This is a genomic window from Aurantiacibacter xanthus, from assembly GCF_003584015.1.
Classification (GTDB): Bacteria; Pseudomonadota; Alphaproteobacteria; order Sphingomonadales; family Sphingomonadaceae; genus Alteraurantiacibacter; species Alteraurantiacibacter xanthus.
Window position 1 is genome coordinate 1 of sequence record NZ_QXFM01000071.1, and the last position, 20,000, is coordinate 20,000.

General features: G+C 66.0%; 23 protein-coding genes (1 of these 23 running past the window's edge). 10 read left to right on the forward strand and 13 right to left on the reverse strand.

Annotation, left to right across the window (positions count from 1 at the left end):
- The 4 genes from D2V17_RS07620 to D2V17_RS07635 all read right to left on the reverse strand — a co-directional run.
- Window positions 1-467, reverse strand: a 467-nt coding sequence (locus tag D2V17_RS07620; protein WP_119592483.1) for a hypothetical protein, incomplete at its 3' end; no start/stop codon positions are given.
- 68 nt (window positions 468-535) lie between these two features.
- On the reverse strand, window positions 536-1,282 hold the full coding sequence (locus D2V17_RS07625; RefSeq protein WP_119592484.1) for a M48 family metallopeptidase: 747 nt from the start codon (window positions 1,280-1,282) through the stop codon (window positions 536-538).
- Window positions 1,279-1,722, reverse strand: coding sequence for a YcgN family cysteine cluster protein (locus D2V17_RS07630; RefSeq protein ID WP_119592485.1), 444 nt, complete (start codon window positions 1,720-1,722; stop codon window positions 1,279-1,281). Before D2V17_RS07630 ends, D2V17_RS07625 begins: the two co-directional genes overlap by 4 nt.
- Window positions 1,710-2,327 carry an SCO family protein gene (locus D2V17_RS07635; protein ID WP_119592486.1) on the reverse strand — a complete coding sequence of 206 codons (618 nt, stop codon included), beginning with the start codon at window positions 2,325-2,327 and terminating at the stop codon, window positions 1,710-1,712. Before D2V17_RS07635 ends, D2V17_RS07630 begins: the two co-directional genes overlap by 13 nt.
- Before the next feature lie 101 nt (window positions 2,328-2,428).
- Between D2V17_RS07635 and D2V17_RS07640 the strand changes: the two genes are divergently transcribed.
- The 5 genes from D2V17_RS07640 (at window position 2,429) to ssb (ending at window position 6,537) form a co-directional block, all read left to right on the forward strand.
- A complete protein-coding gene (locus tag D2V17_RS07640; RefSeq protein WP_245978617.1) occupies window positions 2,429-3,046 on the forward strand; it encodes an ankyrin repeat domain-containing protein in 618 nt (205 codons plus the stop codon).
- On the forward strand, window positions 3,046-3,717 hold the full coding sequence (locus tag D2V17_RS07645) for a COQ9 family protein (RefSeq protein ID WP_119592487.1): 672 nt from the start codon (window positions 3,046-3,048) through the stop codon (window positions 3,715-3,717). The genes D2V17_RS07640 and D2V17_RS07645 overlap by 1 nt, the downstream gene beginning before the upstream one ends.
- 74 nt (window positions 3,718-3,791) lie before the next feature.
- On the forward strand, window positions 3,792-4,031 hold the full coding sequence (locus D2V17_RS07650; protein ID WP_119592505.1) for a FeoA family protein: 240 nt from the start codon (window positions 3,792-3,794) through the stop codon (window positions 4,029-4,031).
- A complete protein-coding gene (gene feoB, locus D2V17_RS07655) occupies window positions 4,028-5,872 on the forward strand; it encodes a ferrous iron transporter B (RefSeq protein WP_119592488.1) in 1,845 nt (614 codons plus the stop codon). Before D2V17_RS07650 ends, feoB begins: the two co-directional genes overlap by 4 nt.
- 104 nt (window positions 5,873-5,976) lie before the next feature.
- Complete coding sequence (gene ssb, locus D2V17_RS07660; protein ID WP_119592489.1) at window positions 5,977-6,537, forward strand: single-stranded DNA-binding protein; 561 nt, start codon at window positions 5,977-5,979, stop codon at window positions 6,535-6,537.
- 253 nt (window positions 6,538-6,790) lie between these two features.
- Here the strand turns inward: ssb and D2V17_RS07665 are convergent, their stop codons facing one another.
- Both D2V17_RS07665 and D2V17_RS07670 read right to left on the reverse strand, forming a co-directional pair.
- Window positions 6,791-7,324 carry a YceD family protein gene (locus D2V17_RS07665; RefSeq protein ID WP_119592490.1) on the reverse strand — a complete coding sequence of 178 codons (534 nt, stop codon included), beginning with the start codon at window positions 7,322-7,324 and terminating at the stop codon, window positions 6,791-6,793.
- Window positions 7,321-7,839 carry a ubiquinol-cytochrome C chaperone family protein gene (locus tag D2V17_RS07670; protein WP_119592491.1) on the reverse strand — a complete coding sequence of 173 codons (519 nt, stop codon included), beginning with the start codon at window positions 7,837-7,839 and terminating at the stop codon, window positions 7,321-7,323. The genes D2V17_RS07665 and D2V17_RS07670 overlap by 4 nt, the downstream gene beginning before the upstream one ends.
- Before the next feature lie 170 nt (window positions 7,840-8,009).
- Between D2V17_RS07670 and D2V17_RS07675 the strand changes: the two genes are divergently transcribed.
- The 4 genes from D2V17_RS07675 (at window position 8,010) to D2V17_RS07690 (ending at window position 10,808) form a co-directional block, all read left to right on the forward strand.
- Window positions 8,010-8,483 carry an outer membrane protein assembly factor BamE gene (locus tag D2V17_RS07675; protein WP_245978620.1) on the forward strand — a complete coding sequence of 158 codons (474 nt, stop codon included), beginning with the start codon at window positions 8,010-8,012 and terminating at the stop codon, window positions 8,481-8,483.
- A gap of 45 nt (window positions 8,484-8,528) precedes the next feature.
- Complete coding sequence (gene hslV / locus D2V17_RS07680; RefSeq protein WP_119592493.1) at window positions 8,529-9,089, forward strand: ATP-dependent protease subunit HslV; 561 nt, start codon at window positions 8,529-8,531, stop codon at window positions 9,087-9,089.
- Window positions 9,090-9,190: 101 nt separating this feature from the next.
- Entirely contained in the window at window positions 9,191-10,492 is a 1,302-nt protein-coding gene (gene hslU, locus D2V17_RS07685) for an ATP-dependent protease ATPase subunit HslU (RefSeq protein WP_119592506.1), read from the forward strand.
- Window positions 10,493-10,604: 112 nt separating this feature from the next.
- Window positions 10,605-10,808 (forward strand): DUF1737 domain-containing protein, encoded by a 204-nt coding sequence (locus tag D2V17_RS07690; RefSeq protein ID WP_119592494.1) that lies wholly within the window; start codon window positions 10,605-10,607, stop codon window positions 10,806-10,808.
- A 131-nt stretch (window positions 10,809-10,939) separates the two neighbouring features.
- Here D2V17_RS07690 and D2V17_RS07695 read toward each other — a convergent pair whose 3' ends face one another.
- From D2V17_RS07695 to D2V17_RS07715, 5 genes are all read right to left on the reverse strand, one after another.
- The gene (locus D2V17_RS07695) at window positions 10,940-12,433 is read right to left on the reverse strand and encodes a SulP family inorganic anion transporter (RefSeq protein WP_119592495.1); all 1,494 of its coding nucleotides are present in this window, start codon (window positions 12,431-12,433) and stop codon (window positions 10,940-10,942) included.
- Window positions 12,434-12,540: 107 nt separating this feature from the next.
- A complete protein-coding gene (locus D2V17_RS07700; RefSeq protein WP_119592496.1) occupies window positions 12,541-13,074 on the reverse strand; it encodes a cytochrome c in 534 nt (177 codons plus the stop codon).
- A 2-nt stretch (window positions 13,075-13,076) separates the two neighbouring features.
- Window positions 13,077-13,715, reverse strand: coding sequence for a cytochrome c (locus D2V17_RS07705; protein ID WP_119592497.1), 639 nt, complete (start codon window positions 13,713-13,715; stop codon window positions 13,077-13,079).
- A gap of 8 nt (window positions 13,716-13,723) precedes the next feature.
- Window positions 13,724-15,538 carry an ABCB family ABC transporter ATP-binding protein/permease gene (locus D2V17_RS07710; protein ID WP_119592498.1) on the reverse strand — a complete coding sequence of 605 codons (1,815 nt, stop codon included), beginning with the start codon at window positions 15,536-15,538 and terminating at the stop codon, window positions 13,724-13,726.
- 41 nt (window positions 15,539-15,579) lie between these two features.
- Window positions 15,580-16,548 (reverse strand): retropepsin-like aspartic protease, encoded by a 969-nt coding sequence (locus tag D2V17_RS07715; RefSeq protein WP_119592499.1) that lies wholly within the window; start codon window positions 16,546-16,548, stop codon window positions 15,580-15,582.
- A gap of 197 nt (window positions 16,549-16,745) precedes the next feature.
- On the opposite strand from D2V17_RS07715, the gene D2V17_RS07720 reads away from it, so the two are divergent.
- Entirely contained in the window at window positions 16,746-17,660 is a 915-nt protein-coding gene (locus D2V17_RS07720) for a hypothetical protein (RefSeq protein ID WP_119592500.1), read from the forward strand.
- Here the strand turns inward: D2V17_RS07720 and D2V17_RS07725 are convergent.
- Both D2V17_RS07725 and D2V17_RS07730 read right to left on the reverse strand, forming a co-directional pair.
- Window positions 17,657-18,769: a glycosyltransferase family 4 protein gene (locus tag D2V17_RS07725; RefSeq protein ID WP_119592501.1), complete on the reverse strand. Its 1,113-nt coding sequence runs from the start codon at window positions 18,767-18,769 to the stop codon at window positions 17,657-17,659. The genes D2V17_RS07720 and D2V17_RS07725 overlap by 4 nt on opposite strands.
- On the reverse strand, window positions 18,766-20,000 hold the 3' portion of the coding sequence (locus D2V17_RS07730) for an oligosaccharide flippase family protein (RefSeq protein WP_119592502.1). 238 nt of this gene lie beyond the right edge of the window; only the last 1,235 of its 1,473 coding nucleotides appear in the window; its start codon lies beyond the right edge, outside the window — the gene reads right to left on this strand; its stop codon occupies window positions 18,766-18,768. The genes D2V17_RS07725 and D2V17_RS07730 overlap by 4 nt, the downstream gene beginning before the upstream one ends.

The following is a 20,000-nucleotide window of genomic DNA, read 5'->3' on the forward strand; positions in this document are numbered from 1 at the left end:
CGCGCGCAATATTCCTCGACGCTCTTCGCGACCTCTTCCTCGCTCGGCCCGATGTTGCCCGCCGCCTCGGCAGCGGCCTTCTCGGCGGCATTCCTGGCGTCGATTTCGGCCTGCATTGCGTCGACATCGACGAAGGTCGCCCGGCCCAGCGCGGCATAGGCTTCCTTGCGCGCCTCCTCCTGCTGCTTGAGCTTGGCTTCGAGTTCGTCCTTCAGCTTCTGGTTGGCGCAGTTCGAGGCGATGATTTCGGCATCGGAGCGGTTCTCGTCGAGCGTCGAGATGTAGATCACCTCGGGCGGGGCGGGGGCCACGCGTACGCTTTTGGGGATGAACAGCATGAAGATGGCGAAGGTCATGGCCATGGCCACGCCGAGGATATGCCAGCGATAAGGCGTTTCGGCGCGCCATTGCGAGGCGAAGTCCTGCGCCGCGTGTTTGGGCGAAATCCGGCGGAAAAAGCGTTTCATGCGCCCCCTTGATAGGGCCTTTGCCGCAAGACCGCCAGTGCTCCCGACCGCCAGTGCTCCCGCCGCGCTCAGGCGAACGCGGCGTAGAGTTTTGGTCCTTCGGCCTTCAGCCAGCGATCAGCGGCGTGGACATCGCCTTCGAACAGGCGCGCCAGATGCGCGTGGAAGGCGGGCGAGTGGTCAAAGTGGGCGAGGTGGGCGACCTCATGCGCAACGACCGAGCGGCGCACGAAGTCGGGCGCCATGGCGAGGCGCCAGTTGATGCGGATCGTCCGCCCGTTCTGCCGGTCGCCCGAGCACGAGCCCCAGCGACGCCGCGCGCGCGACAGGCCGAGATTGGGCAGGGCCTCGCCTGCCCGCGCGCAATAGAAGGCGAGGTCATCACCCGCCAATCGCAGCGCCTCGCTTTCGAGCCAGCGCTGGACGCGGGCCTCGATCCGCTCCGGCGGGCCGCCCAGCAGCAGCGCGCCATCGTCGGGCATGGGATTGCGCGGATAGGCCTTGTCCCAGGCGATCCGCAGTGCGTCGCCGCGAAAGGCGATGGTGCTGCCGTTGTTCACCGCCACCGGAGTGATCGCCTTGGCCAGTTGCGCTGCGATCCAGTCATGCCGGGCCTGGGCAAAGGCGAGGGCATCGGCGGTGCGCGCCCAGGTCGGCATGGTGATGCACACCTCGCTGCCGTCGCGCGCCAGCCGCATCGTGAGGCGGCGTGCCTGCTTGAGGCGGCGGATCGCGAGGGGCAGTGTGCGGCCGGCGATCTCGATCTGCGGATCGTCGAGCGGGTGAGCCTGACGATTGCGCAGCCAGTCGATCATTCCTCGGGCCAGTCCACGATATGGTGCTCGATCGGCCCGGCGTCATTTTCGCTGATGCAGCGCCCGGCAACCGAGGCACCGGAGGCGATCATGGCCTCCGGGCTGCCGGTCAGCAGCGGGTGCCATTGCGGGATCGGGCGATTATCGGCGCGCCGCTTGTAAGCGCAGCTTTCGGGCAGCCAGGGCACCTGCGCCACCAGTCTGGGGGTCAGGCGCATGCAATCGGGCACGAAGGCCTTGCGGTGGGCATAGTCGCGGCACCGCGCGGTGCCGGTGTCGAGCAGCTTGCAGGCGACGTTGGTTTCGAGGATCGCGCCTGAGTCCTCGTCTTCCAGCTTGTGCAGGCAGCAGCGGCCACAGCCGTCACACAGCGCCTCCCATTCCTCCCGCGAGAGGCTGGCGAGCGGCAGTTCCCAGAAGCGGTCCCTCAGCGCACCCATTTGGCCAGCTCCGCGGCGACCGCCTGCCCCTGATCCTTCACGTCGATCGGCATCAGCGCGACGGGCCTGTCCTCCCGGTCCATCAGGTAGGCGGCGTTGGAGTGGTCCATCATGTAGCCGCCGTTCTCGTTGACCTCGCCCTTGGCGAAATAGACCGAATAGGCATCGGCGGCGGCCTTCACCTGCTCGGGCGTGCCGGTGAGGCCGATCAGGTCGGGCGAGAAGTTGGCGGTGAACTCGGCCAGCACCTCGGGCGTGTCGCGCTCGGGGTCGATGGTGATGAAGAGCGGCTGGACCTCTTTGGCCAGATCGGGATGCTCGGCGGCGAACAGCTTGAGGCCCTGGCCCAGTCGCTGCATGTCGAACGGGCACACGTCGGGGCAATAGGCATAGCCGAAATAGACGATGCGCCACTTGCCATCGTAGTCCGACGCGTGGACCGTCTTGCCGGTCTCGTCGACGAGCGTGAAATCGCCCCCGATGGACGAGCCCCACAGTGCGCCCTGTTCCAGCGGCGGCTGGGCCGAACCGCACGACGCGAGCGGAAACAGGGCCGCGAGGGCGAGCAGGGCGGGGGCAAAACGGGGCAGGGCTATTGTGGGCATGACGAGGGGTTCATGCTCTGCTAACGCGCCTCAGGCAAGACCCGGTTGCCACCAAATGCGCGCCTTTGCGCACATGTGTGGCCCAGCAACAGGAGGACGGCGTGGCACAGCCCGCTTTGCGCAAATTCATCATCGCCCTTGCCGCACTGGCCCTGGGCGCGGTTCCCGCTTCGGCGCAGATGTATTCCGATGGCTACAAGTTCCTGCAGGCGGTGAAGGACAAGGACGGCGACAAGGCCACCTCGATGCTCAACGAACCCGGCTCGACCGTGGTCAACGCGCGCGACCTTTCCACTGGCGAGACCGCCTTGCACTATACGGTGCGCCGCCGCGACAACACGTGGACCGGCTGGCTGCTGCAACAGCGCGCCAACCCGAACATCGCCGACAAGCAGGGCGTGACCCCGCTTGGCCTCGCAATCCGGATGAACTTCCTCGAAGGGGTGCAGACGCTCATCGATGGCGGTGCGCGGGTGGATGAGACCGACTTTACCGGCCAGACCCCGCTGATCTCCGCCGTGCTGTCGCGCAATGGCGAACTGGTCGAGCTGTTGCTCAAGGCCAATGCCAACCCCGACAAGACCGATAACGCCGGACGCAGCGCACGCGACTATGCGGGCGAGCGCGGGGCGGAACGCATGCGGCTGCTGATCGAGCAGCACGACAATGCCGCCGACGCCGACCCGGCAGCCGGGCGTATCTACGGACCGAGCTTCTGATGGGCGCGCCTGCTGCGATAGTCGACGAGGCCGGTTCGCTGGCCGAGATCCGTCTCGCGCTGGCTCCGGCGCTGGCGCAGGCGGCGGTGTTCGACGGCTGGACCGAGGCGGCGGTGGATGCCGCAGCGCAGGCCGAGGGCGTCGATCCGGCCATTGCCCGGCTGGCCTTTGCAGATGGTCCGATGGCGATGATCGAGGCCTTCGTCGCGGCCACCGATGCCGCGATGCGCGCCCACTTTGCCGATGGGCGACTGGGCAACATGAAGATTCGCGAGCGCATTGGGGCGCTGGTGCGGTTCCGGCTCGATCAGGCTGCGGGGCTAGAGGAGGCGCTTTCGCGTGCGCTGGCTATTCAGGCCTTGCCGACCAATGTCTCGCGCGCGCTCAAGCTCGGCTGGAGTAGTGCCGATGCCATGTGGCGGCTCGCCGGTGACACTGCGACCGACTATAACCACTACACCAAGCGCGCGATCCTCGCCTCGCTCTACGCGGCAACGCTCGCCGTATTCATCGAGGATCAGAGCGAGGGCAAGGCCGAGACCAGCGCCTTCCTCGACCGGCGGATCGACGGGGTGATGAAATTTGAGAAGGTCAAGGCGCAGCTCACCAGCAAGCGCGAGCATTTCGACATTGTGCGTTTTCTCGGACGCTTACGCTATCCGCAGCACTGATCTCGATCACTCTTAATGACAATCAGTTGCAATAGAGATTTGCTTCTGGCACGGCGATATTCGTGGATACGCAACTGACCCTTGACCAGATCGCCCCCGGCAAACGTGCCGAGATTGTCGCCGTTGATTGGGACGCACTCGCGCCCGACGAGGCCAAGCGCCTGCGTGCGCTCGGGCTTGACGAAGGGGCACGGGTGGCCGTGGCCCATCGCGGGATTTTCCTCGGCGCAGACCCGATGGCCATCATCCTTGGCCGTACCACGATAGCCATTCGCAGCGCCCATGCGCGCGCCATGCAGGTGAAGCACCCATGAGCCGGGTTCCCGTTATCGCTCTCGTCGGCAATCCCAATGCCGGCAAGTCCGCCCTGTTCAACGCGCTGACCGGCGCGCGGCAGAAGATCGCCAACTATCCGGGTGTCACGGTCGAGCGTAAGGCCGGCCGGGCCGCGCTGCCCTCGGGCCAGCCGATCGAACTGGTCGACCTGCCCGGTTCCTATTCGCTCGACGCGGCCAGCCCCGACGAGGAAGTGACCAGCAAGGTGGTGATGGGCCGTTTCAGCGGCGAAGCCATGCCCGAGGTGCTGGTGGTGGTGGTCGATGCGGCCAACCTCGAACAGCATCTGGTCTTCGCGCAGGAGCTGATCGCGCTGGGCCGCCCGGTGGTGGTCGCGCTCAATATGATCGATCTGGCCGAACGCGACGGGCTGGTGATCGACGCCGCGGTGCTGTCGGAGGCGCTCGGCGTGCCGGTGGTGCCGACCGTGGCGGTGCGCCGGCGCGGGCTTGAAGCGCTGCTGACCGAGATCGAGAAGGCCCCGCAGCAGGACCGTACCCATCGCCATCAGGCGGCCGAGCTGACGCTGCCCGAGCGGCGTCTCAACGCGCACAATATCGTTGCCGGTGCGATCCTGTCGGAAACGGCCGCGCACCGCTGGCACTCGCGCCTCGACATGGTGTTGCTCAATCCCTGGTCGGGGCCGCTTATCCTGTTCGGCCTGCTGTTCGTGATGTTCCAGGCGGTGTTCGCCTGGGCCGATCCGTTCATCACCATGATCGAAGACGGGATCGAGGATCTGATCGGCTTCGTCGAAACCGCGATGCCCGATGGCATCCTGCAGGATTTCCTCACTCAGGGCGTGCTCAGCGGGGTCGGCTCGGTGATCGTGTTCCTGCCGCAGATCATCATCCTGTTCGCCTTCATTCTGGTGATGGAGCAATCGGGCTACATGGCGCGCGCGGCCTTCCTGATGGATCGGCTGATGGCCTATGTCGGCCTGTCGGGACGCAGCTTCATTCCGCTGCTCTCCAGCTTTGCCTGCGCCATTCCCGGCATCATGGCCACCCGCGCCATCGCCGATCCCAAGGACCGGCTGACCACGATCATGATCGCGCCGCTGATGACCTGCTCGGCGCGGCTGCCCGTCTATGCCGTGATTATCGGGGCCTTCATCCCGGCGCGCACGGTGGGGCCGGGCATCGGCCTGCAAGGGCTGGTGCTGTTCGGGCTCTATCTGTTCGGCATCATCGGGGCGATGCTGGTGGCCTTTGTGCTGCGTCGCACGGTGACGAAGGGGGCGGCCTCGGGTTTCATCATGGAAATGCCGCGCTATCAGATGCCGATCTGGCGCGACCTGCTGATCGGCCTGTGGCAGCGCGCCTATATCTTCCTGCGCCGCGCGGGCACGATCATCTTCATGGCGACGGTGATCCTGTGGGTGCTGCTGAGCTTCCCCAAGGCCGATCCGGGCGAAAGCCAGGTCGAGGCCAGCATCGCCGGGCACATCGCCGATGGCCTCAACGTTGTGATGGAGCCGATCGGGTTCAACCACGAGATCAGCCTCGCGCTGATCCCGGCGATGGCCGCGCGCGAAGTGGCGGTGTCGGCTCTGGCGACCACCTATGCCATCGACGGCGACGAGGATGAGCAGGCCGCCGGGCTGACCGAACGGCTGGCCATGAACTGGAGCCTGCCCACCGCGCTCGCCTTCCTCGCCTGGTTCGTGTTCGCGCCGCAGTGTCTGTCGACCATCGCGGTCGCCCGGCGCGAGACGAACGGGTGGAAATGGCCGCTGGTGATGATCGCTTACCTGTTCGCTCTGGCCTATGTCTTTGCCGGGATAACCTACTGGAGCGCGGTCGCCCTGGGATTATAGCCCCGGCGCGCAATGGCGATGTGGGAAAACCCGGCGAGGACTGGCATCTGTCCGATGCCTCCGATAAGTCGTGACCTCACCAGATTCGAGAGGACATTCGAGACATGGCGGGAAGCCTCAACAAGGTAATGCTGATCGGGAACCTGGGCGCCGATCCCGAGGTGCGCACGTTCCAGAACGGCGGCAAGGTCTGCAACCTGCGCGTCGCCACCTCGGAGACGTGGAAGGACCGCAACACCGGCGAGCGGCAGGAACGCACCGAGTGGCACACCGTGGCGATCTTCAACGAAGGTCTGGCAGGCGTGGCCGAGCGGTTCCTGAAGAAGGGCTCGAAGGTCTATCTCGAAGGCCAGTTGCAGACCCGCAAGTGGCAGGACCAGAACGGCAATGACCGCTATTCGACCGAGGTTGTGCTGCGCGGGCCCAACTCGGTCATGACCATGCTCGACGGCGCGTCCGGCGGCGGCGGTTCGGGCGGCGGCTATGGTGGCGGTTCGGGCGGTGGCTACGGCGGCGGCTCGGGTGGCGGCGGCTATGGCGGCGGCGCGCGCAGCGGCGGCAATCAGGGCGGTGGCTGGAATCAGGGCGGCGGCGGCCAGGGCGGCAATGCCTCGTCCGGCGGCGGCTCGAACTACGACGATCTCGACGACGATATTCCGTTCTGAGTTTGGCCGTTCTGGGCCGGGTGCAAGCGCCCTGCAAAGGTGACGAAGTTGACAGCGTGTCAGCTTCGTCGGACTGAATTTCGGGCTGTAATATCAGTGATATAGGCTGAAAAATCGGACACCGGCGAAGTTGACACTTCGTCGGTGCTTTTTCTTTCGGGCAATCGACAATGGGAAAGAGCGGGGAGCACGCAGGTGCCCGCCCATGTCATGCCTCAGCCGCCAGCCCGTAGGAAAGCGGAAGAGATAAGACTCAGTCCTTCTTGAACTGGGCCAGCGCCTCGGCCAGCGCGCCGCCCTTGGCCGGATTGTCGAGCCCCTGTTCGCTGCGCACCTTGTCGGCATCGGGGCCGGTGGCAAAGGGATCTATCGCCAGCGCAAGGCTCTGCGCCACCGCTTCGCCCAAATCGAAGCTGGTCCCGTCATAGGGCAGGGCGTCGAGATCCTCGGCCCCCAGTTCCACTTCTTCGGCTTCGTAGTCGGCCCAGTCCGCCTCGGGCACGAAGCGCAGCGCAAACTCTTCCGCAATCGTTGCCGGCAGATCGTCGCCACTGACGGCGCAGCTCTGCACCACGTCGGCGCGCAGCGTGCCCTTCGCCAGCACGTCGTCGCCCGCGAGGTCGAGCACGATATCGGCTTCCAGCCGCGACACCGCGACCAGCCCGAATCGCTTCGCCAATGCCGCGCATTCGGCTTCGCTCGCGCCGATTCGCACCGGGGCCTCCGTCACCGAGCGGCGGTCGACGATTCGCGAGAACTCGGGTGCGATGTTGTCGCTTGTGCTCATGGCCTTACCTTTCCTGCCAGCAAGGCATCTTCGCTCTGCGCGGCAAGGTCGGCATGCAGCGCGCGTGCGCGCACGGCGAGATGAAACGGCTTTTTATCTTCATCGACCAATGCCACGTTACGGGCGAGGATCTCGGCCAGTTTGGCGTCGCTCTCGATCATCGCCTCGCGCAGCGCGCCCATGCGGCCGCCGAGCGCGCTCATGATCTTGCCCATGCGCTTGCCCACCATCAGGTCGCCCACGCCGGTCTCGCGCAGTTGCCGGTCCATATCGGCGACGAACAGCTCGGTCAGCAGCGCGGTCTGCGGGGTGAGCGCGGGGTTCTTCTCCATCCGCAGCAGCACCAGCGAGAGCACCAGCACGATCATGTCGAACCGGCCATCGACGGTGTCGGCCACGCCGCAATGGGCATACCAGTCGCGTTCGCGGCTGACGATCACCACGTCGTGCCAAAGCGGGGGCAGCGCCTCGCGCGGGTCGGCGGCGGGTCTGAGCAGGCGGGAAATCAGCGACATCTTCGGGGGACAAGTCCTATCGTTAAGCCATGGTTCAATCCGCGAGCCGCACCCGGTGGCCCCGGTCGCCATTGCGCAAGCGGGCTTGCTTGCCTAAGGCGCAGATGCATCCAATAGAGTAACCGCCGGGGCGCTGGCAATCGCGCGCGGTGACAAAGGAAGTGAGACTTATGGCAGGGTTGATGCGAGCAGGTGGACGGATCGGCATGGTCGCCACGCTGGCAGTGCTGGCCTCGGCTTGCTCCTCGATCACCAACCATCGCGGCTATATCGTCGATGAAACGCTGGTTGCCTCGGTCGCGCCGGGTCTCGACAACAAGCAGTCGGTGCGTGGCACGCTGGGCGAGCCGACCATGATCAGCGAGTTCGGCGACCCCGTCTGGTACTATATCTCCAGCCGCACCAAGCAGGCCCCGTTCACCCGTCCGCGGATTGACGGGCACACGGTGCTGGCGGTCCACTTCGATCCTGCGGGCAATGTGACGGCGGCCGAACGCACCGGCATGGAGCAGGTCGTCCGTCTCAATCCCGAGCGTGACAAGACACCGACGCTGGGCCGTCATCGCGGCTTCCTCGAAGACCTGTTCGGCAATATCGGCACGGTCGGCGCGGGCGGTCTGGGCGGCGGCGGCGCGGGTAGCTGATCGCCGCGCCTTGTAGGCGGTGGGCTTGCTGCCCATATCCGCCGCATGAGTGACGATAGGGCGAGCCACGGCCTGATCCAGTGGCACGGAACCACCATCATCGGCGTGAAGCGCGGCGAGCAAACCGTGATCGCGGGCGATGGTCAGGTCTCGATGGGCAACACCGTGATGAAGCCCAATGCGCGCAAGGTCCGCCGGCTGGGCGAGGACGGCAAGGTGATTGCCGGTTTTGCCGGTGCCACCGCCGATGCCTTCACCCTGTTCGAGCGGCTTGAGAAGAAGCTCGAACAGTATCGCGGCCAGTTGCTGCGCGCGGCGGTGGAGCTGGCCAAGGACTGGCGCACGGATAAATATCTGCGCAATCTCGAAGCCCTGATGATCGTGGCCGACAAGGATGTGCTGCTGGTGCTGACCGGCAATGGCGATGTGCTCGAACCCGAAGCGGGGATCGCGGCGATCGGTTCGGGCGGCAACTATGCGCTCGCTGCGGCGCGGGCGCTGGCGGACTACGAAGACGATGCCGAGACCATCGCGCGCAAGGCGATGGCGGTCGCGGCTGACATCTGCGTCTTCACCAATGGCAATGTGACGCTGGAAAGCGTCTGAACTGGAGAATCCGCTCGTCCTGAGCTTGTCGAAGGACTGTCTTTTCCTTCTGACAGGAAGGGCGATGCTTCGACAAGCTCAGCATGAGCGGGAATTGGATGATTATGGACAACCTCACCCCCAAGGCGATCGTCGCCGCGCTCGACGAGCACATCATCGGCCAGAAAGAGGCCAAGCGCGCGGTCTCCGTGGCGCTGCGCAACCGTTGGCGCCGCCAGCGCCTTCCGGCTGATCTGCGCGACGAGGTCACGCCCAAGAACATCCTGATGATCGGCCCCACCGGCTGCGGCAAGACCGAGATCAGCCGCCGCCTCGCCAGGCTGGTCGACGCGCCGTTCGTGAAGGTCGAGGCGACCAAGTTTACCGAGGTCGGCTATGTTGGGCGCGATGTCGAACAGATCGCGCGCGACCTCGTCGAAGAGGCGATCCGGCTGGAGAAAGACCTGCGCCGCGAGAAGGTGCGCGAGGCCGCCAGCGAGGCGGCGATGGAGCGCCTGCTCAACGCGCTGGTGGGCGAGGGGGCGAGCGAAGCCACCCGCGCCAGCTTCCGCGCCCGCATCGTCGAGAACGCGATGAACGACACCGAGGTCGAGATCGAGGTGGTCGACCAGCCCAGCATGCAGATGGACATCCCCGGCATGGGCGGCGGGGCGACCATGATCAACCTCTCCGAGATGATGGGCAAGGCCTTCGGCGGCCCACCCAAGAAGCGCGCAAAACTGAAGGTGCCCGAGGCATGGGACCGGCTGGTCGACGAAGAAGTCGAGAAGCGCACCGATTCGGACGATGTCGCCCGCGTGGCGCTCGCCAATGCCGAGACCAACGGGATCGTGTTCCTCGACGAGATCGACAAGATCGCCGTCTCTGATGTGCGCGGCGGCTCGGTCAGCCGCGAGGGCGTGCAGCGCGACCTGCTGCCGCTGATCGAGGGCACCACCGTCGCCACCAAGTACGGCCCGATGAAGACCGACCATGTGCTGTTCATCGCCAGCGGCGCGTTTCACGTTTCGAAGCCGAGCGACATGCTGCCCGAATTGCAGGGCCGTCTGCCGATCCGGGTCGAGCTGCGCAGCCTGACCGAGGAGGACTTCATCGCCATCCTGTCGGAGACGCGGGCGAACCTCGTCACGCAGTACAAGGCGCTGCTCGGCACCGAGGAGGTGCAGGTCGAACTGGGCGCGGAGGCCATCGCCGAGATCGCGCGCATCGCCGCGCAGGTGAACGAGAGCGTCGAGAACATCGGCGCGCGGCGTTTGCAGACGGTGATGGAAAAACTGTTCGAGGAACTGTCCTACGAGGCGGAGGAGCGCAAGGGCGAGACCGTCACGATCGACGCGGCCTACGTTCGCGAGCGGCTCGGCGAACTGGCGGGCGATGCCGATCTGAGCAAGTATATCCTGTAAGCAGCAGGCCCACCCCCAACCCCTCCCGCCTGCGGGAGGGGAGCGAGACTTGCCGAGCCGCAGGCGAGGTTAGTCGCAGCGGGGTGGGCGAGTTTGGAGAACGGCAGAAACCATGGCCAGCAAACCACCCGAGGGCGCGCTGCCCTATCGTCTGATCACCGGCAAGGATGACCGCACCTTCTGCGAGCGCGTGTCGAAGGCGCTTGAGGACGGCTGGCAGCTCTACGGCCCGCCGCGCACGCACTACGACTGGTGGCGCCGCGAGAACAAGTGCGCGCAAGCGGTGGTCTGGCCGGGCTACGAGCCGAAGGGCTAAAGCCTGATGTCATTACCCCCCCTCCCCTTGGGGAGGGGGGCTCGACGCTGGCTGTGGTGGAACCCCCATCCCAACCCTTCCCCAAGGGGAAGGGCTTTGTGCGTCAATGCTATATCATCCCGCTCTAACCTCTACGGATGCGGCGCGAGGCCGATCTCGACGCCGGTCTTGTCGGTCAGCGCGAACTTGTCGACGAGGTCGGCGCTCGCCTGGTTGAGGCCGACCACCTGCACGCTGCGTCCGTGGCGGCGCATCCGCTCCACCACTTTGTCGAGCGCGCCGACGGCCGAGATATCCCAGAAGTGCGCGCCGGTCACGTCGATCACCACATGGTCGGCGGCATCGGCGAAGTCGCCCTCGGGGCCGAGCTGGGCGTAGAACCGGCTGACCGAGGCGTAGAAGATCTGGCCCGTCACCCGGTAAACCGCCTTGTCCCCCTCGCGCACCCGTTCGACCGAGAACATGCGTTGCACCTTCACGGTGAAGAACAGGCCCGACAGCAGCACGCCCGCCAGCACGCCAAGCGCGAGGTTGTGCGTCCAGACCACGATCACCACGGTCGAGATCATCACCACCGAGGAAGGCCATGGGTGGTGGCGGATATTGGGGATCGAGTTCCAGCTGAAGGTGCCGATCGAAACCATGATCATCACCGCAACCAGCGCCGCCATCGGGATCTGCCCGGTGATCGGCCCGAGCAGGGCGAGCAGCACCATCAGCGTCACGCCGGCAGTGAAGGTGGAGAGCCGTCCGCGCCCGCCGCTGGTCACGTTGATCACCGACTGCCCGATCATCGCACAGCCGCCCATGCCGCCGAAGAAGCCGGTCACGAAGCTGGCAATGCCCTGTCCGCCCGCTTCGCGCTGCTTGTTGCTTTCGGTGTGCGTCATGTCGTCGACGATCTGCGCCGTAAGCAGCGATTCGAGCAGGCCCACCGCCGCCATGGTCAGCGAATAGGGAGCGATGATCTGCAAGGTCTCCCAGGTGAAGGGCACCTGCGGGATGTGGAAGAACGGCAGCCCCTCGGGCAGCTTGCCCATGTCAGCCACGGTGTTGACCTGAAGGTCGAGTCCGATGGTGATCGCGCCGAGCACGATGATCGCCACCAGCGGGCTGGGCACGGCTGTGGTCAGGCGCGGCAGCAGGTAGATGATCGCCAGCGCCCCCGCGATCAGCGGGTAGGTGATGACAGGCACGTCGATCAGCTGCGGCAACTGCGCCATGAAGATGAGGATCGCCAGCGCATTGACGAAGCCGGTGATGACCGAGCGCGACACGAACTGCATCAGCAGGTCCAGCCGCAGCACGGCGGCCAGCCCCTGGATCAGGCCCATGAGGATGGTCGCGGCGAACAGGTATTCGACCCCGTGATCGCGCACCAAGGGCACCACCACCACCGATACCGCAGCGGTTGCCGCCGAGATCATGCCGGGCCTGCCGCCGGTGAAGGCGATGACCATGGCAATCGTGATCGAGGCATAGAGCCCCACGCGCGGATCGACCCCGGCGATGATCGAAAAGCCGATCGCCTCGGGGATCAGCGCAAGGGCAACGACGATCCCGGCGAGGATATCGGCGCGCGGCTGGGCGAGCCAGTCACGCTTGAGCGTGGCGGTGTTGAGCATGGGGCATGTCCGTTTGCTTGGGGCGCACCCGGACCGGCGCACCGCTTCATTTACGGATGCGCGCCTGCCTTATTGTGCGCCGCAATGCAAGGCGGGGGCTGCCCGGATCAGCCCTGTTCGGGATACCAGAATACGTCGTGGCACGACTTGCAGCTGGGCTGGATGTCGTTGACCAGCTGCGTGACCTTCGCCGCATCCTGCGCCTGTGCGGCAAGCAAAAGCTGCGCGGTCTGCGCGCGCATCGCCGTCGCCATCGCGCGGAAGGCCTGCGGGGAGGTGTCGAGCCGCTGCTGGATCGCCGCAAGGTCGGTGCCTTCGGGCGCTTCGGTCAGTTCGCCCTCGGGATCGGCGGCCACGAAGCGTTCGGCCCCGGCCATTTTCGCGGCCTGAATGTCGAGGTTGGCGGCATGGCTCTTGAGCGCGGCCCAGGTATCGGCGTCCATCAGCGCGGGGTCGAAGTTGCCTTCGTCGTCCATCACCTCGACCTGCATGTCCCAGATCGCGGTGATCGGCGGGTTGATCTGACCCACCATACCTTCGCGCACGAAATAGGTCGCCTCGCCGGTGGTGGCGGCGGGCACGGTGGCGCAGCCGATCAGGGCGACCACGCCAGCGGCAAGGGCGATATGTCCACGGTTCATGCCTATTCTCCTGCCGTTTGCGGTGCTGCGGGGCCGAGCGCCGGGTGGTCGGGATCGACCACGCCCTCGTTCTGGAACTGCTCGATCAGATCTTTCTGCTCGGGATACCAGAAATTGATGTGACAGCTCTCGCACACGCTATCTAGCTGGTCGATCAGCGGCCCGGCCTTGGCGGCATCGCGTGCATGGGCGGCTGCGGCAATCTCGTCCATGTGGGTGCCGAGCGTGGTCGCCATGTCGCGGAACAGCTCGGGATTGGCGGCGATGAAGCCCTGCACCTGCTGCGCGGTGTGACCGCCGGGCAGGCCCGAATCGCCGATGGTCACGCCCGGTGCTGCGACGGTGATCGGATCGAGCGCGGCGACGGCGTGCGATCCGGCGGCGACCTTCTCGGCCAGCTCGGCGATCCTGTCCCAGCGTGCGTCGTCCATCTTGGCTGGATCGAGCCCGCCGTTGTTGCCGATGGCGGCGTTGGAGACATCCCACAGCGCGTCGGCGTTCTTGTCGATCTGATTGACCATGATCTTGTGCACAGTGGTGTCGCCAGCCTCAGGCGGCGCGGCTGCGTCCGGTTCACCTGACGAACATCCGGCCAGCAGCATGAATGCTCCTGCCGAACCGAGTAGAATCTTGCCCCTCATCACCCCTCCTATTCGGCGGCATCCTGTAATTCGGCCGCTTCGCTTAATTGCCGGTTCCACATCTCGGCGTATAGCCCGCCAAGGCGCAACAGTCCCGCATGATCGCCTTGCTCGACCACGCGGCCATCATCCATGACATGGATCAAATCGGCATCGGCAATGGTCGAGAGCCGGTGGGCGATGGCGATGGTGGTGCGCCCCGCCGACACCCGGCGCAGCGTTTCGAGGATATCCTGCTCGGTGCGGCTGTCGAGCGCGCTGGTCGCCTCGTCGAGCAGCAGGATGCGCGGGCCCTTGAGCAGGGTGCGGGCAATCGCCACGCGCTGCTTCTCGCCGCCCGATAGTTTCAGCCCGCGTTCGCCGACCTGCGTGTCGTAGCCCAGTGCCAGCTTGTCGATAAACGGAGCGATGGCGGCATCGCGCGCGGCCTGCGCGATCTCCTCGTCGCTCGCGCCCTCGCGGCCATAGGCGATGTTGTAGCGCAGCGTGTCGTTGAACAGCACGGTGTCCTGCGGCACGATCCCGATTGCCGCGCGCAAGCTCTCCTGCGTGACCTCGGCAATATCGGTGCCGTCGATGAGGATGCGCCCCTCCCACGGATCGTAGAAGCGGAACAGCAGCCGCCCGACTGTGCTCTTGCCCGCGCCCGAGGGGCCGACCAGCGCGATATGCGCACCCGCCTTCGCCTCGAAGCTCAGCCCCTTGAGGATCGGGCGCTCCTTGTCGTAGCCGAAGGTAACATTGTCGAACACGACGGTCGGCTCGCGCAGCACCAGCGCGGGGGCGCCGGGTGCATCCTCCACCTCCACCGCGCGGTCGAGCAGCTTGAACATGTCGGCCATATCGACCAGCCCCTGCCGGATCGTGCGATAGACCCAGCCGAGCATGTCGAGCGGGCGGAACAGCTGCATCAGATAGGTGTTCACCAGCACGAGATCGCCCGGTGTCAGCTCGCCCTTGCTCCAGCCCCACACGGTCCAGGCCATGGCGGCGGCCATCATCGCTTGCAGGATCAGTGCCTGCACGATGTTGAGCAGCGCCAGCGAATTCTCGGTCTTGATCGCGGCCTCGGCATAGGCGCCGGTGGCCGAGGCGAAGCGCTGCTTTTCGCGCGCCTCGGCACCGAAATACTTCACCGTCTCGTAGTTGAGCAGCGAATCGACCGCGCGCGCCATGGCGGTGCCGTCGAGGTCGTTCATCTGCTTGCGCAGGCCCACGCGCCATTCGGTGATGCGCTGGGTTATCCAGATAAAGCCCACCACGGTCACCGCCGTTGCCGCCACCAGCTCCCAGCCGAAGATCGACCAGAAGATCACGCCCACCACCACCAGCTCGACCACGGTCGGGGCGATGTTGAACAGCAGGAAATAGAGCATCTGGCTGATCGAGCGGGTGCCGCGCTCGATCACGCGGGTGATTTCGCCGGTCCGGCGCGACAGGTGGAAGCGCAAGGAGAGCTGGTGCAGCCGCTCGAACACGTCCTCCGACAGACCGCGCACGGCATCCTGCCCCACGCGGTTGAAAATGATGTTGCGCGTCTGGTCGAACAGCACCGTGGCAAAGCGCCCGGCGGCATAGGCGATCACCAGCCCCATCGCGACCCAGACGGCGGGATCGCCCGTGGCCGCCATGGTATCGACCGCCCGCGCATAGGCGAGGGGCAAGGTCAGCACGACGATCTTGGCGAGGATCACGAACAGCGCCGCGCCCCCGATCCGGCGTTTGAGATCGGGGCGGCCTGCGGGCCACATATAGGGCAGGAACCGCCGGATCGTGGCCCAGTCGGCAATTTGCCCGGTGGCGGGGGTCTGCATGTCGCGCATTTATCGGCCCAAGTGGGGCCTCGCGGGCGCGCTGGCAAGTTTTACGGGAACAGGCTGCGGTCGCTGATGCGCGCGCCATCGGGCATGTCGAACAGCACGCGGCGGCTTTCGAAGTCGATCGCCACGCGCTTGAACAGGCGCAGCTCGCGCATGCCCAGCACCATCGCCGGCCTGCTGTTGAGCCCGAGCGCGGCGAAGGTCGGCGAATCGGTGAAGGCGATCACGATGTTGTTGATCGCGGCCCGCTCAAGCTGAAGCATACGCGCGAGCCGCGTGTTCCCGGTGATGGTCACGCCGTTGACGTCGGTCATCTCGGACTTGTCGAGCGCGCGGGCACGGCGCAGCCGGTTTTGCAGCGCGATGTTGCCGAACGAACTCTGGGCTCCGGTGTCGATCACCACATCGACATCGACGCCGTCGATCCTGGCCCGTTGCACGATCAGTTGGCCATGCTTGCGGCGAGCGCGGACCACGATGTCGAACCCGCGGTCGCCGCCCAGCTCATCGGCATGGGCGACCGCGATGTGGCTGTGCTCGAAGTCGAACAGCACGCGCTGATCCTGCAGGGAATCGAGCCCGAGGATACCGTCGGCATCGCCGATATGCTCGGCTTCGAGGATGGCGGCGGCGGACAGATCGAACTCGCGGCTGCCAAGTGTGATGGTGGGCAGCGGCGTGGTCTCGACCTGACGCCGGCTGGCCATGGCGATCAGCGTCACCGTGCGCCGGTCGAACAGCTCCAGCTGGTCGGCGACAGTGCGCGCGACCACGGTCGCTTCCGCGCCGGTATCGACGAGGAAGCGGAACGGGCCCTTGCCGCTGATCGTCACCGGCACGGTCATGCGGCGATAACGCTCGGTCTCGAAGGCGATGATCTCGGAGAGCGTCGGCTCGCGCACGATGGCGGGCAGGTCGGTGGCGGGCGGGGCGGTAGCGGGCGGGGCAGGGGCCTCGGGGACGGGGTTGGCGATGGTGGCGACAAGCGCGCTCGCCATGGCGATCAGGCTCATGGTCTTTCTCCCGCACGGCCGGTCTGCGCCCGCCGTGTCATGGCGGCGATAGTAGCACCGATTGCGCCCCGACCAAAACGCGAGGGGAACCAGGAGATGGTCAACGCTTTGTTGACGAGCGAAGCGCTATGCCTTTTTGCACACCGCCACGCGCCGCGTCTGACGTGGCATGAGACGATGACGAGAAGGTATTTGTATTGACCAGTCTGCCCGCGAGGATTGTGCGACGCCTGCGCGAGCGGCGGTTTCCCGGGCAGATCGCGGGCATTCTGGCGACGCCTCCGGTCACGGCACGCGCGGATGGGCTGGTGCTGTTCTCGATGATCGGCACGCGGGTGCTGCTGCCCTATCTGGTCGCGGCCAAGAGCCTGCATGCGCAGCTCGATGCGGGGCGCTTCGTGATTCTCGACGATGGCACGCTGACCGCGGACGACAAGGCGCTGCTGGCGCACCACTGCGATAACCCCGAGATCATCCCGCTCGCCTCGGTCGACACCGGCCCCTGCCCGCGCGGGGGGACATGGGAGCGGCTGCTGACGATCCTCGACCTGCGCCGCGATAACTATGTGATCCAGTTCGACAGCGACACCGTCACCACCGGAGCCGTGCCCGAGGTGACCCGGAGCATCGCGCAGAACCGCAGCTTCACCATTCGCGGCGATGCCGATGCCGAGATCCGGCCCGTGGCCGAGATCGCGCGGCGGCACGCGGGCAATCCGACCGATCATGTGCAGGCCGCGCTGGAGGCGCGGATGGACGAGCTGGTCGTGCCGAGCCTTGCTGATCCGTATTATGTGCGCGGCTGTTCAGGTTTCACCGGCTTTGCCAGGGAAGCGGCCGGACGGGCGCTGGCGGTGGAATTCTCGCAAGGGGCCGAGGCCTTGCTTGGCCGGGCGAAGTGGTCCGAATGGGGCAGCGAGCAGGTGACGAGCAACTTCGTCGTCGCCAATGCCGCCGCGCCGCTGCTGTTGCCCTATGATCGCTATATGAATTTCTGGGACGAGGGCATTCCTGCCGACGTGCGCGTGATCCACTTCATCGGCACCTATCGCTTCCATCGCGGGGCCTATGTCGCGGCCTGCCGCAAGGTGATCGCCGACCTGCGGCGCTAGGCCAGCGCTCCGGCGATGGCTGCGGCCATGTCGCGCACCTGCCGCTCCATCGAAAAACGCCCGACCACGCGCGCGCGCCCTGCCGCGCCGTGCACCGCACGCAGGGCTGGCTTGCGCAGATAGGTCTCGACCGCCGCGGCAAAGCCATCCTCATCGTCGAGCGCCACCAGTCTCCCGGTGGTGCCATCGGCGACGATCTCGCTCGGCCCGGCGGCAGCGCAGGCCACCACCGGCACTTCGCAGGCCATCGCCTCGGCCAGCACCAGCCCGAAACTCTCGCGCTCGGCGGCGTGGACCATCAGGTCGGCCGACTGAAAGAACGGCAGCAGGTCGGCCCGCGCGCCGACGAAGCGGAAGCGGCCGGCAAGGTCCATGTCGGCGGCGAGCCGTTCCCACACCGGGCGCATCTCGCCATCGCCGACATAGGTGAAGCGGACAGAGGCGAACTCGGGCTGCGCCACAATGCGCTTGGCACAGCGTAGAATCAGTTCAATCCGCTTTTCCCGCCGCGCCTGCCCGGCACAGATCACGTCCACCACCGAATCGTCGCGTGGATCGGCGGGCGGCACGAAGTGATCGGTGTCGATCCCGTTGGGAACGATCACCAGTCGCTCCGGCGGGATCTTGGTATAGCTCTTCAGCCATTCGCCCTGCGAGGCGGAGTTGGCGATATGCAGATCGTGCAACTGCCGCTTCATAATGCGGCGGACTACGAACTTGGCGAGCTGCCGGGGCAGCGAATCGCGCACCCGGTGATCGAAGCTGTCCTGCTCGGTGTTGATCGTCTTCAGCCCGAGCGAGTGCAGGAAGGCCATGTCGAGCGAGGTGGGCAGGGCGCTCATATAGACGATGGCGCCGATGTCGTTGGCGGCGACGAACTGCGCGAGGCGCTCCTTGTTGGCGGCGGTGAGATTGTAGCAGTCCAGCTCCACCGGCTGCATGTGTTCGATCTTGTGAACCGAATGGCCGGTCAGCTGCGGGAAGGCGACATAGGATCGGTAATCGGTGAGCAGCCCCGCGATCCGGTCGCGCACACGCACCACCGTGCGCCAGACGAAACCCTGATCGTCGGGATAGCGCATGCAGAACAGGATACCCTTGCGACTCATACCTTGGCCTCGCCTCCCAGCGGTGAGAGCGGCACGCCGAACTTTCCCGTCAGCATCGCCACTTCGTCGTACAGCGGATGGCGCAGAATGCGCAGCATAGCCAGCCAGCACAGCGTAACGGGCACGCCCAGCACCAGCAGCCGCACGATCGGCCAGCCGATGCCGACCTGCGCGATGGCCAGTTGGCTGACATAGGCCACCCCCGCGCAGACCACGGCGACCAAGGCACTGGGCAGCAGCATCCGCGCGAAAGGGGCAATGGCGCAGCCCAGCCGCTGCCGCTGGAGCACCAGCCACACGCTGGAGCTGGCGAGGGTCGCCAGCATCATCGCCCAGCCGAACGACACGATGTCGCCGTTCCACAAGGCGAGCCCCAGCCCGATCCGGAACAGCGCAGTGCCGAGCAGTGGCATCGAGGCGAGATAGGGCCGTCCGACCGCGTTGAAGGCGGCGGTGTGATAGTGGAAGGTCAGATCAATCGCCGCCATCAGTGCCAGCGGGGCGATGGCGGGCGCGGCGGGGAGCCAGGTCTCGCCATAGAGGCCGACCACCATATCCTCGGCCACGATCATCGTCACCGCCAGCAGCGGCCAGCCAATCGCTGTGACAAGGCCAATGGCCCGGTGCAGCAACGGCTCCAGCGATTCGCCCGCGTGATGCGCTTTGGCGAGATAGGTCTGCGAGCCGAAGGTGATCGCCGAGCCCGCTACATACATGAAGATCGAGACGGTCGAGTTCGCGCGGCTCAGCAGGCCGACCTGCCGCGCCGACCCGATCTTGCCGAGGATCAGATCGGGCAGGGCGTTGTTGCCCGCCTTCACAAGATTGGTGAACAGCGCGCCTGAGCCGAACCGCAGGATGTCGCCCGTTTCGCGAAAGCGCGGGAGGTAGGCCATGTGCAACGGGCGCAGCCAGACATAGATCACGCCGGTCGACACCACATTGGCCAGGTTCGCCCAGGCGAGGCTCGCCGCACCCTTGCCCGCCAGCGCCAGCCCGATAGCGGTGGCGGAATAGGCTGCGGTGCCGACCGCCGTGCCGACCGCGATCTTCTTCGCATCGTATTCGCGCAGCAGCAGGGCAAGCGCGACCGAGCTGAACGGGATGAACAGGAAGCTCGCGGCCAGAATGCGCATCACCGGCCCGATGGCGTCATAGCCGAACCAGTGAGCGACCCAGTCGCTCGCGAACCAGACCAGCGCCGCCACCGTCCAGGTAATCGCATAGGCGA

What these genes read in the sequence shown, in the direction of transcription:
- D2V17_RS07625 (WP_119592484.1), bottom strand. Translation starts at nt 1,282, where the DNA reads ATGATCGACTGGCTGCGCAATCGTCAGGCTCACCCGCTCGACGATCCG.
- D2V17_RS07630 (WP_119592485.1), bottom strand. Translation starts at nt 1,722, where the DNA reads ATGGGTGCGCTGAGGGACCGCTTCTGGGAACTGCCGCTCGCCAGCCTC.
- D2V17_RS07635 (WP_119592486.1), bottom strand. Translation starts at nt 2,327, where the DNA reads ATGCCCACAATAGCCCTGCCCCGTTTTGCCCCCGCCCTGCTCGCCCTC.
- D2V17_RS07645 (WP_119592487.1), top strand. Translation starts at nt 3,046, where the DNA reads ATGGGCGCGCCTGCTGCGATAGTCGACGAGGCCGGTTCGCTGGCCGAG.
- feoB (WP_119592488.1), top strand. Translation starts at nt 4,028, where the DNA reads ATGAGCCGGGTTCCCGTTATCGCTCTCGTCGGCAATCCCAATGCCGGC.
- ssb (WP_119592489.1), top strand. Translation starts at nt 5,977, where the DNA reads ATGGCGGGAAGCCTCAACAAGGTAATGCTGATCGGGAACCTGGGCGCC.
- D2V17_RS07665 (WP_119592490.1), bottom strand. Translation starts at nt 7,324, where the DNA reads ATGAGCACAAGCGACAACATCGCACCCGAGTTCTCGCGAATCGTCGAC.
- D2V17_RS07670 (WP_119592491.1), bottom strand. Translation starts at nt 7,839, where the DNA reads ATGTCGCTGATTTCCCGCCTGCTCAGACCCGCCGCCGACCCGCGCGAG.
- D2V17_RS07675 (WP_245978620.1), top strand. Translation starts at nt 8,010, where the DNA reads ATGGCAGGGTTGATGCGAGCAGGTGGACGGATCGGCATGGTCGCCACG.
- hslV (WP_119592493.1), top strand. Translation starts at nt 8,529, where the DNA reads ATGAGTGACGATAGGGCGAGCCACGGCCTGATCCAGTGGCACGGAACC.
- D2V17_RS07690 (WP_119592494.1), top strand. Translation starts at nt 10,605, where the DNA reads ATGGCCAGCAAACCACCCGAGGGCGCGCTGCCCTATCGTCTGATCACC.
- D2V17_RS07695 (WP_119592495.1), bottom strand. Translation starts at nt 12,433, where the DNA reads ATGCTCAACACCGCCACGCTCAAGCGTGACTGGCTCGCCCAGCCGCGC.
- D2V17_RS07700 (WP_119592496.1), bottom strand. Translation starts at nt 13,074, where the DNA reads ATGAACCGTGGACATATCGCCCTTGCCGCTGGCGTGGTCGCCCTGATC.
- D2V17_RS07705 (WP_119592497.1), bottom strand. Translation starts at nt 13,715, where the DNA reads ATGAGGGGCAAGATTCTACTCGGTTCGGCAGGAGCATTCATGCTGCTG.
- D2V17_RS07710 (WP_119592498.1), bottom strand. Translation starts at nt 15,538, where the DNA reads ATGCGCGACATGCAGACCCCCGCCACCGGGCAAATTGCCGACTGGGCC.
- D2V17_RS07715 (WP_119592499.1), bottom strand. Translation starts at nt 16,548, where the DNA reads ATGAGCCTGATCGCCATGGCGAGCGCGCTTGTCGCCACCATCGCCAAC.
- D2V17_RS07725 (WP_119592501.1), bottom strand. Translation starts at nt 18,769, where the DNA reads ATGAGTCGCAAGGGTATCCTGTTCTGCATGCGCTATCCCGACGATCAG.